The 13,679-nt window shown below is 60.6% G+C and carries 7 protein-coding genes; 5 read left to right on the top strand and 2 right to left on the bottom strand.

What is annotated here, in order from left to right; translation table 11 throughout:
- Positions 1-9: 9 nt before the first annotated feature.
- Positions 10-2,325, bottom strand: coding sequence for an NADP-dependent malic enzyme (locus tag IP76_RS13240; protein WP_054158690.1), 2,316 nt, complete (start codon positions 2,323-2,325; stop codon positions 10-12).
- Between the two features lie 200 nt (positions 2,326-2,525).
- Between IP76_RS13240 and IP76_RS13235 the strand changes: the two genes are divergently transcribed.
- The 5 genes from IP76_RS13235 (at position 2,526) to IP76_RS13215 (ending at position 7,563) form a co-directional block, all read left to right on the top strand.
- Positions 2,526-3,380, top strand: a complete 855-nt coding sequence (locus IP76_RS13235; RefSeq protein WP_054158689.1) for a UDP-2,3-diacylglucosamine diphosphatase — start codon at positions 2,526-2,528, stop codon at positions 3,378-3,380.
- A gap of 171 nt (positions 3,381-3,551) precedes the next feature.
- On the top strand, positions 3,552-4,700 hold the full coding sequence (locus tag IP76_RS13230) for an ABC transporter permease (RefSeq protein WP_054158688.1): 1,149 nt from the start codon (positions 3,552-3,554) through the stop codon (positions 4,698-4,700).
- Between the two features lie 8 nt (positions 4,701-4,708).
- Positions 4,709-5,527: an ABC transporter ATP-binding protein gene (locus IP76_RS13225; RefSeq protein ID WP_054158687.1), complete on the top strand. Its 819-nt coding sequence runs from the start codon at positions 4,709-4,711 to the stop codon at positions 5,525-5,527.
- 3 nt (positions 5,528-5,530) lie between these two features.
- The gene (locus tag IP76_RS13220) at positions 5,531-6,904 is read left to right on the top strand and encodes an MlaD family protein (RefSeq protein WP_054158686.1); all 1,374 of its coding nucleotides are present in this window, start codon (positions 5,531-5,533) and stop codon (positions 6,902-6,904) included.
- A gap of 29 nt (positions 6,905-6,933) precedes the next feature.
- Positions 6,934-7,563, top strand: a complete 630-nt coding sequence (locus IP76_RS13215) for an ABC-type transport auxiliary lipoprotein family protein (RefSeq protein WP_054158737.1) — start codon at positions 6,934-6,936, stop codon at positions 7,561-7,563.
- Positions 7,564-7,668: 105 nt separating this feature from the next.
- On the opposite strand, the gene IP76_RS13210 is transcribed toward IP76_RS13215, so the two are convergent.
- A complete protein-coding gene (locus IP76_RS13210) occupies positions 7,669-13,272 on the bottom strand; it encodes a hypothetical protein (RefSeq protein WP_054158685.1) in 5,604 nt (1,867 codons plus the stop codon).
- Positions 13,273-13,679 lie beyond the last annotated feature (407 nt).

Here is a 13,679-nt window from a genome sequence, read left to right as displayed (position 1 = left end):
CAAGAGCAATCAGGCGACAGGCTGAGACGCTTCGACCACGGCGAGCGCTGCCATGTTGACGACCCCACGCGAGGTGACCGAAGACGAGAGTACATGCGCCGGCATGGCCGCCCCAAGCAATATTGGGCCAACATGCAAGGCATCCATCATGGTGCGAACGATTCCGAGCGAAATGTTTGCGGCATCGAGGTTCGGGAAGACCAGGAGGTTTGCTTCACCCGTCAGCGTACTGTCGGGCATGGCGCGTTTCCGCAAGACTTCCGATAAGGCCGAGCCACCCTGCATTTCGCCATCAACCTCGATCTCTGGTGCTTCCGCCCGGATGATTTCAAGGGCTGCCCGCATCTTGCTGGCGCTGGCCGAAGGTCGAGAACCGAAATTGGAATGCGACAGGAGTGCGGCTTTCGGAGTGATCCCAAAGCGGCGGATTTCGTGGGCCGCCATGACCGTCATTTCGGCAATTTCTTCCGCGGTCGGATCGTCGGTGACGAAGGTGTCGGTCAGGAAGATGGCGCCGCGCTGGGAAATCAGCAGGCTGAGGCCCGAGAAGTCACGCACGCCCGGACGCTTACCAATGATATGGCGAACGTCCTTCACATGGCGGTCGTAGCGTCCTTCGACGCCGCAGATCAGCGCATCGGCATCGCCGCGCTTGACGGCAAGCGCGCCAATGACGGTGGTGTTGGTACGCACGATCGTGCGGGCGGCTTCTGGGTTGATTCCTGCACGGCCGACAAGCGCAAAATACTCATCGACATAGTCGCGATAACGCGGATCGTCTTCCGGATTGACGAGCTGGAAATCGACGCCGGGACGCACCCTGAGGCCGTAACGCTTCAGGCGTGTCTCGATGATTTGCGGACGGCCAATCAGAATCGGTTCGCCGATCCCGTCCTCGAGCAGGACCTGGGCTGCGCGCAGTACGCGTTCGTCTTCGCCTTCTGCAAAGATGACGCGCTTCTTTGATGCCGTCTTTGCCGCAGCAAAGATCGGCTTCATCACGAAGCCGGAGCGGAAGACGAAGCGGTTGAGTTGATCGAGATAGGTGTCAAAATCGGCAATTGGCCGGCGGGCGACACCGCTTTCGGCAGCAGCGCGAGCAACGGCCGGAGCGATGCGCAGAATGAGACGCGGATCGAAAGGTGAGGGGATCAGATAATCAGGTCCGAAGACGGGGGTCTCGCCGCTATAGGCGCGGGCCGCGACTTCCGAGACTTCCTCGCGGGCAAGCGCCGCAATGGCGCGCACGGCCGCCATCTTCATCTCTTCATTGATCGTGGTGGCGCCGCAATCCAGTGCGCCGCGGAAGATGTACGGGAAGCACAGGACGTTGTTGACCTGGTTCGGAAAATCCGAGCGTCCGGTACAGATCATGGCATCCGGACGCGCTGCGCGTGCCTCTTCGGGCATGATTTCGGGCTTGGGATTGGCGAGCGCCATGATCAGCGGCTTTGGCGCCATCTGGGCGAGAAGTTCAGGTTTCAGGACGCCGGCGGCGGAGAGACCAAGGAAGACATCCGCGCCTTCAATTGATTCGTGAAGCGAGCGTTTATCGGTCTCTTGCGCATAGACTTCTTTCCAGCGATCCATGAGCTCGTTGCGGCCCTTATAGACAAGCCCCTCGATATCATGGACCCAGATGTTCTCGCGCTTTGCTCCCAAAATCACCAGCAGGTTGAGGCAGGCCAGTGCAGCGGCGCCAGCGCCGGATGCGACGATCTTGACGTTGGCAATCGACTTCCCTGCGAGCTCGAGCCCGTTCAGAATGGCGGCGGCAACAATGATTGCGGTTCCATGCTGGTCGTCATGGAAGACCGGAATGTTCATCATCTCGCGCAACTGGTCTTCGACCTGGAAACATTCCGGCGCCTTGATGTCTTCGAGATTGATGCCACCAAAGGTCGGCTCAAGGGCAGATATGGTCGAGACCATCTGTTCGACACTTGGCGCATCGATTTCGATGTCGAAGACATCGATGCCGGCGAACTTCTTGAATAGAACGGCTTTGCCTTCCATGACCGGCTTGGAGGCCAATGGGCCGATATTGCCAAGGCCGAGCACGGCGGTGCCGTTGGAGATGACGGCAACGAGATTAGAGCGCGCGGTGTAGTCGTCGGCAGCAGCCGGATCGTCTTTGATGGCGAGGCAGGGAGCAGCGACGCCCGGTGAATAGGCCAGGGCCAGGTCACGCTGGTTGCCGAGCGGTTTTGTCGCCTGGATTTCCAGTTTTCCGGGTCGCGGATACCGATGATAGAAGAGGGCCTGTTCGTCCAGGTCAGCGGTCGGGTTCACAGATTGCTGCTTGTTCGTCTCGTCGGAATTCATCAGTCCACCGGGCGTTTCATGTCGTCAATACCGTCAACGTCATACACGAAATGTCCAGCAGTGGTAGACTTTAGTTCCACCATTCGTTCCCGCAGACGCCATTCGCCGGTGCCCGGGAAGGAAGGCGAGAAGGGCATGTCATCATCCTGCAACACGAGTCTGGTTAAGCGCTAGCGTGACAGTATGAAAGGACGAAGCCCGTGGAAACAGAGAGTGACGCGCGTCATTTCCGCACCCTATTCATCTCCGACGTTCATCTCGGATCGAAGGCGGCAAAGACGGATTTCCTGCTCGACTTCCTGCGTATCCATGAGGCCGAGACGATCATTTTGGTCGGCGATATCATCGACGGCTGGCGCCTGAAACGGAGCTGGTACTGGCCGCAACCCTGCAATGATGTGGTTCAAAAACTGCTGCGCAAGGCGCGCAAAGGGACCCGGATTGTGTATATTCCGGGCAATCACGACGAGTTCCTGCGCGGCTTCCCCGGCACACACTTCGGTGGCATCGAAGTTGCCGAGCGAATGATCCATGAAATGGCAGACGGCAAGAAGTATCTCGTTCTGCATGGCGACGAATTTGATGTTGTTGTGCGAAATGCCCGTCTTCTCGCCTATCTCGGTGACTGGGCCTATGACACGGCGATTGCGATCAATGTCATCCTCGCGGCAGTCCGCCGGCGCCTCGGCATGCCCTACTGGTCTTTTTCAGCCTGGGCGAAACTGCAGGTGAAACATGCTGTTAACTTTATCGGCGAATTTCAGAAGGTCGTGGCGGAAGAAGCCCGGCGCAACGACGTCGATGGTGTGATCTGCGGTCATATCCACCACGCGGTGATGGAAGACATCGACGGCATCCACTACGTCAATACCGGCGACTGGGTGGAGAGCTGCACTGCCATTGCCGAACACCATGACGGTCGGCTTGAACTCATCTCCTGGGCTGGTCGCGTAAGCGAATCGGCTGCTCGCATGTCAGGCGAGCCGCAGATGGTGCCGGTCTCGCTTGCTGGTCTTGGCGAGGCTGCGCGCGACGAAGGCATACGGGCGGCGTGAATGCCGTTACTGTTGCAAAGAAATCAATGGTCCCGCCAAACGAGCAACATCTTGTGCTTAGGGTTTCGTTAAGGATTACATCCGCGACGCGGGTCGTTATAGTGCGCGCCATGTTCTAGTTTCGGGGCCGGCTTGGATTCGCCGGTCTGCATCTTGGGAAGCTGCCACTCCTTGACATCGGTTCAACCTGATTCAGCCCGCATCGATATCGACGAGAGCGCCGGCGAGCAGCGCCTCATTCGGCTTGGGGGCAGCTGGAAAAACAACCAGATCGGTGCCGTGGTCAGGAGCGCCGGCGATCTGGTTGATACCGATGACCGACGTCGTGAAGTTGTCGATCTGACTGACGTAACGGCCATGGATACGGCCGGGGCGTGGCTGGTCCGCCGTTTCGTCGCGCAACGCAACGCCCAGGGCCGTGCCATCGAGATCACGGGCGGCACCGCAGAAATGCGCGAGATGATCGAGGCGCTGCCTGAGCGCGTCCAGGCGCCCGAGAAATCGGTGGATGACCGGCGGCTCGTCGATCGCATTTTCGAGCCCGTTGGTCGGGCAACCATCTCGCTCTGGGACGATCTGGTGGCGATGATGTTCGTCCTGGGGTCGGCCGTGCGCGGCGCCCAAACGAAGCTTGGACGCGGCGCGGGCGTATCACCTGCATCCGTGGTCAATCAGCTCGACCATATGGGCGTGCGCGCCGTTCCGATCATTCTTCTCATGTCCTTCCTGATCGGCGCGATCATTGCCCAGCAAGGAGCCTTTCAGCTTCGCTATTTCGGCGCGGAAGTTTTTGTCGTCGACCTCGTCGGCATTCTCCAGCTGCGTGAAATCGGTGTGCTTCTGACTGCGATCATGATTGCCGGTCGCTCGGGCAGTGCTATCACGGCCGAAATCGGCTCGATGAAAATGCGGGAGGAGATCGATGCGTTGAAGGTCATCGGTCTCAACCCGATCGGTGTTCTTGTCTTTCCGAGGCTTGTGGCGCTGACGATCGCCTTGCCGTTGTTGACGATCCTTGCAAATTTCGCAGCTTTGTTCGGTGCAGCCGTTGTGGTCTGGGGATATTCGGGGATCACGTTCGAAGTGTTTCTCAGCCGTTTGCATGAGGCAGTCGACTACTCGACACTTGCCACCGGAATGATCAAGGCGCCTTTCATGGCACTGATCATCGGCATCATTGCCGCGGTTGAGGGCATGAAGGTGGGCGGCAGTGCCGAGTCGCTCGGTCGACATGTCACGGCCTCCGTCGTCAAATCCATATTCGTCGTGATCCTGGTGGACGGTCTGTTCGCCATGTTCTACGCAGCAATCGAGTTCTGAGGTGCGGAATGCGTGATGAGACCGCACAGAAGACGAAGGTCCGACAGCCCATCCTGTCGGTGAAGGACCTGACGGTTGCCTTCGGCGACAATATTGTCCTCGACCATTTGAACCTCGACATTTATCGCGGTGAGATCCTCGGCTTCGTTGGGGCGTCAGGGGCCGGAAAATCGGTTCTCATGCGCACGGTTCTCCGGTTGCTGCCGCGCCGCTCAGGCAGGATCGAGATCCTGGGTGCAGACTATGATGCCGTGAGCGATGTCGAGCGCATGATGCTCGACACGCGGCTCGGGGTTCTTTTCCAGCATGGCGCACTTTTCTCGTCTTTGACGGTGAAGGAAAATATTCAGCTGCCGATGCGGGAATATCTCGATCTGCCGCAGTGGCTTATGGATGAACTGGCCTATCTCAAGATCGAACTGGTGGGACTGAAGCCAGAGGCCGCTGATCGCTACCCTTCGGAACTCTCCGGCGGCATGATCAAGCGCGCGGCGCTGGCGCGCGCGCTCGCGCTGGACCCGGATCTGGTCTTCCTTGATGAACCGACATCCGGTCTCGACCCGATCGGCGCTGCCGAGTTCGACGAATTGATTGCCCAATTGCGCGATACGCTTGGATTGACCGTCTACATGGTCACTCACGATCTCGACAGTCTGTTTTCCGTCTGCGACCGTATCGCGGTGCTCGGACAAAAGAAGGTTCTTGTCGAAGGAACCCTGGACGACATGCTCGCATTCGATGATGCCTGGGTGCAGTCCTATTTCAAGGGCAAGCGCGCCCGTTCCATTCCCCGTGCGGATGCATCCGCCAGACATCCGGTAGAGTGACCTATGGAAACCAAAGCCAATTACACAATCGTGGGCTTTTTCACCATGCTGGTGATCGCGGCGGCTTTCGGCTTCGTCTACTGGATGGCTGAATATGGTCGCGGTGGTCCCATGGCGCCGCTTGCCATCCGCATTCCGGGGTCTGCCAACGGGCTGACTGTCGGATCTGCAGTGCGTTTCAACGGCATTGCTGTCGGTTCGGTGCGCAATCTCTATATCGACAACGAAGACCCGCAGTTCTCTGTGGCCTTTACCGAGGTGCGCGCAGATGCACCGGTGACCGCCACGACCAAGGCTGTACTGGAGATCCAGGGCCTGACGGGTGCGGCCTATATCGAACTCTCGGGTGCAGGAAGCGGCTCCGGTGAACGTATTCTTCGCCGGGCGCTGGATACCGGAGAGCCTGCCGTGCTGATGGCAGATCAGTCGAGCGTGACAAACCTTCTGTCGACGGCAGACCGCATTCTCCAGCGGGCCGATGATGCGATCGGCGAGCTCCAGGGCTTTATTGTGGATGCGCGTGCGCCTTTGACGAACACGGTTCGCAATGCCGAGACCTTTTCAAAGTCGCTTGCTGACAATGCAAAGGGGATCGATCAGTTCCTGAGCAGCGTCAGTGCGCTTTCGGATTCGGTCTCGGGCCTGTCCGGTCGCCTTGACGCGACATTGGGCGCTGCCGAAGAACTGTTCAAGGCGCTGAATTCCGACAAGATCGACCAGATCCTCAGCAATACCGAGCGTGCGACAGCAAGCTTTGCCTCGGCCTCCGACAGGGTCGGCCCGACGATGGACAGTTTCAAGGAGACATCCGACACCTTCCGTCGCTTCGGCAATAATGCTGACCAGACGCTGACGCGCGTCGATGCGCTCATTGCTGCGGTTGATAGCCAGAAGATCGGGCGCGTGGTTGATGATGTGTCGGTTGCAACCGGTGATGCGCGACAGGCACTGGCGAATTTCCGCGAGTTGTCCGACAGTTTTGCCGATCGCAAGGGCGATATCGACCGCGCAATCGACGACTTCACGCAGCTTGCGAACCGTCTGAATAATGCCTCCACGCAGGTCGACGGCATCCTGAAGAAGGTTGATGCCTTCCTTGGATCCGGCGAAGCAGATTCCCTCAGTGCCGAAGCGCGCAAGACGCTGGTCACGATCCGCGAGGCCGCGGAGAACCTGAATTCGCGTATCGGGCCGATCGCCGAAAATCTCCAGCGCTTCTCGAGCAGCGGGTTGCGCGACATCCAGACACTGGTGAACGACACGCGCCAGACCGTGCGCGGGTTGAACGACGCCATCACCAATTTCGATCAGGATCCGCAACGTCTCCTCTTCGGCGGCGACACGGTCAAGGAATTCGACGGGCGGACGCGTCGATGACAGGGCTGAAGGGAAAAGCAGCAATGATGATGTTTACGGCTCATGCCGCATCGCGGCCGACGAACCGAACGAGAGGCGCATTGCTCCCTTCCGTTCTGGCAATCGGGTTGTTGGGCCTGTCCGGATGCAGTTCGTCTGCGGTGAACGATACGTTTGACCTCTCGGCTTCACCTGTCGATGTCGCAACAACGGCGTCGGCTCGATCACGGCAATTGCTGGTGGCGGATCCAGTGGCGTTGAAGGCGCTCGATAGCGAGCAGATCCTCGTTCGCGTATCGGGTTCTGAAATCCGCTATCTGAGCAAGGCACAGTGGAGCGACCGGCTCACCCGCGTTGTGCAGTCCAACTTGATCGAGGCCTTCGAGAACACTGGACGTCTGGGTGGTGTCGGGCGACCTGGCCAGGGCCTGGCGATCGACTACCAGCTGGTGACCGATGTTCGCACATTTGAAGTGGTCGCGAGCGGTGGCGATCGTGGGGTTGTGGAGATTTCGGTAAAACTTCTCAATGACCGCAATGGCTCCGTTAAGGCGCAGCGCAGCTTCCGCGCAGAAGCCCGCTCGGCAAGCAGCAGCAATGCCGACTATGTCGAGGCTCTGGATAGGGCCTTTGCTACGGTGACAGCCGATATCGTGGCATGGACACTGAAGTCTATCTGACCGGCGACTTTACAGGCACCCATTGAAAAACCCCGGATCGCGACGCGATCCGGGGTTTTTCAATTAGATCAGGTGGTCGGTTCAAGCCTTCGGCCAGCCTCTGCTTCAGCTGAAGCGGCCTGCGGCATGTGCCAGCATCGTGTAGACCTTGCCGGTATCGGAGGTGAGGTAGGACTGGGTAATCGTCTTGTCCCGGTCGGTGCGGGCGACGTCGCCGAGCAGCTTTTCGAAATCGGCGATGTAGCGGTCGACGGCGACGCGGAATTCCGGCTCGCGATCGTACTTGCGCTTGATCTCGTCAAAGGTCTGCTGACCCTTCAACGTGTAGAGGCGACGGGTGAAGATGTCGCGCTCGCCGCGCTGATAGCGACGCCACAGATCGACAGAGGCTTCATGATCGATGGCGCGTGCGATGTCGACAGACAGCGAATTCAGCGATTCAACCATGTGGCGCGGGTTTCGGTTGTCACCCTGGCGTGCGGCCGGTGCAGGTTCCTGCGCTGCGCGTGGGGCGACGGGAGCAGGCCGGGTCGGGGCCGCTTCCGAGGCTTCATCGCGCGAGGCTGCGCGCAGCAGGTCGCTGATCCAGCCGCCACCTTCGCCACGGGCTGCAGGTTGTGCAGAGGCATCAGTGGCGTCAAGGCTGCCACGCAGGGCAAAGGTTTCTGTCGGGCGGGCCTGCGAGGTGATCTGGCCCGTGGCTGCGCGCCGGACTTCAGCCTGCGCTGATGCGCGCTGTGCCACCGGTTCGGAGATTTCCAGGTTCTGGCTGGTGCGACCCACGAGCTGCGACAGGTCCTGGAGAGCCTTGATCTGCTCGGAAACCGCACGGCGCATGGCCGCTGCGTTTTCCTTGGCCTCTTCAGGAAGATCGAAGGCGCCGCGCTTTAGTTCGTCGCGCGTCATGTCGAGTTCCTTGCGGATGTCACCAGCCGAGCGACGGATCTCGTCCGTTGCACCGGCAAAGCGGGCCACGGCTTCTTCAACGGCCTGGCGCATGGCTTCGCGCAGGGTCGAGGCAGCACCTTCGGAACGGCGGCCAGCTTCCTGCAGCAGGTGGTCGATGTCGGCGAGTGACGTCGACAGGCCGCCGCGCAGACGATCGGACAGGGCTGCGGAACGCTGTTCGGCTTCCGACAGGGTCTTTTCGATCGAAAGATGCGCTTCCTTCTCAGCAGAGAGCAGGGCATCGCGCATAGTGTTGGCCGTGCCCTGGGCACGCTTTTCGGTCTCGCTCAGGATCTGGCCGATGTCGGTGAAGGACGACTGGACGCTCTGGCGCAGATTGCCGGCCATCTGACCAGAGCGCTGCTCGGCGCGGTCGAAGGCGGTTTCGACCATCCGACCGAGGCCCTGCATTGTGGTCTCGATCTCTTCAGAGCGCTTGACCAGGCCGACCGACAGCTCGCGAAGTGCCTGCTGGCGCTCCTCAAGGGTGCCGACAAGATTGGACTGTGCTGCTGAGAGCAATTCCGAAGCCTTGCCAAGGACCTTGGTGTGGTCGCCAAAGCGACCGACAATCGAAGAAACCTGCGACAGGGTTTCGCCGGATACGGTCGTGAGACGGCCAAGCTGATCGCTGAGAAGGCGGTTGGAAGTCGACATGAGGTCGGTCGCCTTGCCAGCCGTCTCGTTGAACTGTGCGGCTGTCGAGTCGAGGCGGCTGTCCAGCGCGCTGATGCTGCCGACGGCCTGTTCGATGACGTTGGCGATCCCGGCATTGCTGTCGCCGAGGCGGTCGATCAGCTGCGTTGCGCTGGCGACCAGATTCTGCTCGGCATTCGACAGCGAGGCGACAGCTCGCTCTGTGCGTTCGTTGATGGCGCCGACAAGGGCCTGATTTTCCGCGCGCAGGCGGTCCGCACTCTGGGCGGCCGCCGCACTGATCTGATCTGCCGCGACACGGCCGGTCTGGGCGTAGGTTTCGATGACCGGCATGGCCTTCTCGTCGATCAGGCGCGACAATTCGGCCGAGCGGGTCGACAGCATCGAGTTCAGTTCGCGCGTGCGATCGTCGAGGACGTTGCGGATCGAGTTGCCGCGGGCTTCCAGCGCCTTTTCGACGGCATCCATCGATGCACTGAGCTCCTGGGTATTGCCCGAGATCGCATCACGAATGGCGGCAGCACGCTGCTCGAGCGTCGAGGTGACGTCCGTGAGTGTGCCGGTGAGGTTCGAAACCTGAGCGCTGACCAGAGCTTCGGCGCTGGACACCTTGTTGGCAATGACGTCGCCAGCCTGGGAGAAGGTTTCCGCCACCATGGCCGCCTGGCCAGCAAGACGGTTCTGCGTGTCTGTGATGCGCCGTGCGAGCTCGTCGGATTGTTCCTCGACTGTGCGGCTGAGAGCTGTGCTGCGTTCGTCGAGCTGCTCGGTCAGGCGGTTGCCGCTGGCTGCCAGACGTTCAACGGAGCGCTGTGCTTCGGCATCGAGGTCTCTGGCGGCATCGGTCACGGCGCTGCGCAGGGCCGCGGCGAGGCCGGCAGCCTTGCCTTCGATAGTGCGATTGACGTTTTCAAGGCCGACGCTCAAAGCGCGGTCCATGGTGTTCAGACGTTCGTCAATCTGGGTCGTGCGCGTGTCGAATGTATCTGCGACCTTGGCTGCGCCATCGTCCAGGGCCTGGGCAACCCGCATGCTGGATTCCTGGCTGACGCGCTCGATGATCGAGACCTTGTCATCGAGGCGGGCCGCGAACTTCTCGCCGGCATCGTTGACGCGTGCGTCGACGCCGTCGAGACCGTTGCGCAGGCGGTCTTCCAGCGTGCCGAGGCTCTGCTCGATACGCGAGCTGGTCTCGTCGAGACGCGAGGTCATGCCACTGACGGACTGTTCTACCACGCCGGAGAAGTCCTGGGCCGAGCGCGTGATATCGCCTGCGGCATCACGGATCTGTTCGGTCAGCGCGCCGGCAGTGCCGCGCAGGCGGTCATCGAGCATGCGGCTGCTGTCGTCGATGGCCTTGCGCAGGCTTTCCTCGTGATCTTCAAGGCTCATCTCCAGCATGCTCGCGCCGGCCGCGACCGATGCCCCGATCGACGTTCCGTGTTCGCTGAGCGTGTGATCGAGAGCCTGTTGGGCATCGCCCAGTGTCGTGGCGAGCGCCTGCTGTGCACTGCCCAGCGTGTCGGCCATGGTGGTCTGGGCGGTGCCCAGCGTGTCGGCAATCGAGCGCTGGCCGTTGTCGAGCGTCTGGGCGATTGCCTGGGCGCGGCCTTCCAGGATGTCGCGGATCTGCTCGTGGGTCCCGACAAGACGGTTGTCGATGTCGTTCACACCTGACGTGACCACGTCAACGATTTTGCCGGTGTTGTCGCCGAGGGTGCGGGACAGGGTGGCGGAAGCGTCTTCCAGGGTCGATGCGAGATAGCTCGTATGGCTGGCCAGCGACATGTCCAGCCGGTCCTGATTTTCACCAAAGGCCGTACGGATTACATCGACCTTGTCGGCAAAGGCTGAATCGATGCGGCGGTCGGCGTCAGCGACGCTTTCGATGATGCCGGCTGCGCGCTGTTCGAGGCTCTGGTCGAGGCGGCGCTGGCTCTCGTTAAGGGTCTCGGAAAGGTCGGCACTACGGGCCGTCAGGGTCAGGTCGAGTTCGAGGCTTTTGGTCTCGAGCGTGTCGGCAATTTCCGCGCTCTTCGCATCCAGCAGAGAGGCGAGATTGCGGCTCGTGGCGTCCAATGCTTCGGTAAGACCAGCATTGCGACCAGAAAGTGTGATGTCGAGTTCAAGGCTCTTCGTTTCGAGCGTATCGGCGATCTCGGCACTCTTGGTTTCGAGCAGCGAGGCGAGGCTGCGGCTCTTGGCGTCCAGAGTCTCGGCAAGCCGATCCTGGTTTGACTCGAGCGCATTGACCACCTGTTCGGCGCGGCTCGACAAGGTTTCTTCGAAGCGGCTCTGGTTGTCCACGATCGCGCTGGAGAGGGCGCCGCCACGTTCTTCGAGGACTTGTTCGATCCTGCGTTTGGCTGTCTCCAGACCTTCCGTCAGCGCTGCGGCGCGTGCCGACATCGCATCGGCGATTTCCTGAGCGCGGCTCGACAGTGTTTCGTCCATCATCTGATGGTTCGTGTCGAGGCTCAGCGCGAGGGCCAGGGATTGGTCGGTGAGGGTGGTGCCCAGGCGGTCGATGCTGGACGTCAGGATGCCTTCGATCGACTCGGAGCCACCATTGACGGTCTCGTTGATGCGGGCAAGGCTCTCCATGAGCTTGCTGTCGAGTGTGCCGGCGCGCTGGTCGAAGGCGCTGGCGAATTCGGCGACGCGGTCATCGAAGGTGGTGTTGATCTGGCCAATCGTCGTCTGGAAGCGTTCCTCGAACAGCCCCGAGCGCAGATCCATGTCGACGATGGCGTCATCGGCGCTTGCCTGCAGGCTCTGGCGAAAGCTCTTGCCACGTTCTTCAAGCGACAGGTTGAGGGTCGACAGGACTTCGTCCAGCGAGCCGGAAATGTTGCGTTCGCCGCTCTTCAGGCTCTCGGCGATGTCACGGGTGCGCTCAAGCAGCGTTTCATTAAGCTGGCGGGCCCGATCATGCAGAGCCGAATTCAGCTTTTCGGTGTTGGCGTCGAGGGTCGAGGCGCGGGTCTCGAATTCGGTCAGCAGTTCGCGGCCGCGGGCGCCGAGCGTATCGGTGAGGCTCTTGAGCTGTGTGTCGAATTCGGACGACAGCGAGATCCCGGATGCAGCCAGCGTCTGGACCATGTTGTCGGTTTTGTGAGCGAGGAGCGAGCCGAGTGCGTTGACCGCAGCATCCGACTTTTCCATCAGTGTCGCCGCGCGCGTGTCGATCATCGAGGCAAAGGCCTCGCCCGAGGTCTGCAGGCGGACGGAAATCTCTTCCGTTGCGAGCGAAAGGTCTTCCTTCAGCTGGTCGTGCGCGCCGACGATCGAGGAGCGGATGCGCTCGGCGTGGTTGACGATCGCATCGCGCTCGGCGCCCAGTTCATGCACGAGGCTGCGGACGCGCAATTCGTTGTCGGTGTAGCTGCGTTCAAGTGCGGTAACCTCGGCGTGGACCAGAGCTTCGAGCTCGGTGGCGCGGGCGATTGTGCGCTCGATGCCTTCATTCATCGCGGAGACTTCGCGGCGAACGGCCTGACCAACGGTCATGATGCGCTCTGTCGCGATCGTTTCCGGCTCGGAGAGGCGGAGTGCGACTTCCGCCATGGATCGAGCGGCATTGCGCAGGTCATGGGCACGGGCCATCATGATGGCGAAGGCGTAGAAAAGCATGATCGGCAGGAATGTGCCGACGAAAATCGCGACCAGGCCAGGCGCGGCCAGGACCTCGGCTACGCTGTCGGCCTGCCAGATCGTTGCGCCGTAGAGCAATTGTGTGAGGCCGAGTGCGCCGAGGATCCACAGAGCGGATATGACGGTTGCATTGCGAACTGCGTGGCTGATCGAGGTGCTTTCGAGCTGGCGCAACAGAACGGAGGTCGGGCGACGTGTGGCATCGTTTGCGGCTGCGAGGTTCGGTGCCTTAGGTGCCGGCTCCGACTGCATCTCGGAACGCGGGGTGCGCTTGTCCGATGGCTTGTTTGCCGCCGTGCGCTTTTTTGTGCCGCCGTCCAACGTTTCCGAATCGCCGTGCGGGCCCTGCTTCGATGAAGGGGCCGCCTCGTCTTCGAAGTCGATGCTCAGCGCCGCTTCCAGTGCCTGGAACGCACTTTCATCGATCGAGTCAGACTTCTTGTTCGCCATAGGGTTACGCCTCGTTACCACTCATATTCGGTGACGCCGACCGCTGTCTGGCTCCATGTCCGTGACACCGATCACACCTTCGTACACCGGCTGCTTGTTCACCGCCACAATGAACGCGGCACCTTTCAGACCTGAAACTGGCCAAATGTGTGGTCCCAGCCCGCCCAAGCCCGATATTTTCCTGCCCGCATCCAATGCAAGTTGCCGCTACAGACCCGTACTACCGTATCGTAGTGGCACATTCGGGGTTTTTATACAATTAATGCGCTTGGTGACGGGGGAGCACCTCTGCCCTTGTTAACAGTATTTCAACCTTGGTTTAGCCGGAAAACCGTTTAATCCCCGCGTGTTCGAAAGCATTAACCATATTGGCAGGTTTTTCTGTCCCGTCTTGGGACACTTAACCT

It is taken from the genome of Rhizobium sp. AAP43 (assembly GCF_001296045.1).
In the GTDB taxonomy this organism is placed as follows: Bacteria; Pseudomonadota; Alphaproteobacteria; order Rhizobiales; family Rhizobiaceae; genus Allorhizobium.
Note: the sequence above shows the minus strand (reverse complement) of the source record. Positions and strands in the feature narration are given on the sequence as shown.

Bases quoted from the DNA above. Each gene is read 5' to 3' on its own strand.
- IP76_RS13240 (WP_054158690.1), bottom strand. From the start codon at position 2,325: ATGAATTCCGACGAGACGAACAAGCAGCAATCTGTGAACCCGACCGCT.
- IP76_RS13225 (WP_054158687.1), top strand. From the start codon at position 4,709: ATGCGTGATGAGACCGCACAGAAGACGAAGGTCCGACAGCCCATCCTG.
- IP76_RS13220 (WP_054158686.1), top strand. From the start codon at position 5,531: ATGGAAACCAAAGCCAATTACACAATCGTGGGCTTTTTCACCATGCTG.
- IP76_RS13215 (WP_054158737.1), top strand. From the start codon at position 6,934: ATGTTTACGGCTCATGCCGCATCGCGGCCGACGAACCGAACGAGAGGC.
- IP76_RS13210 (WP_054158685.1), bottom strand. From the start codon at position 13,272: ATGGCGAACAAGAAGTCTGACTCGATCGATGAAAGTGCGTTCCAGGCA.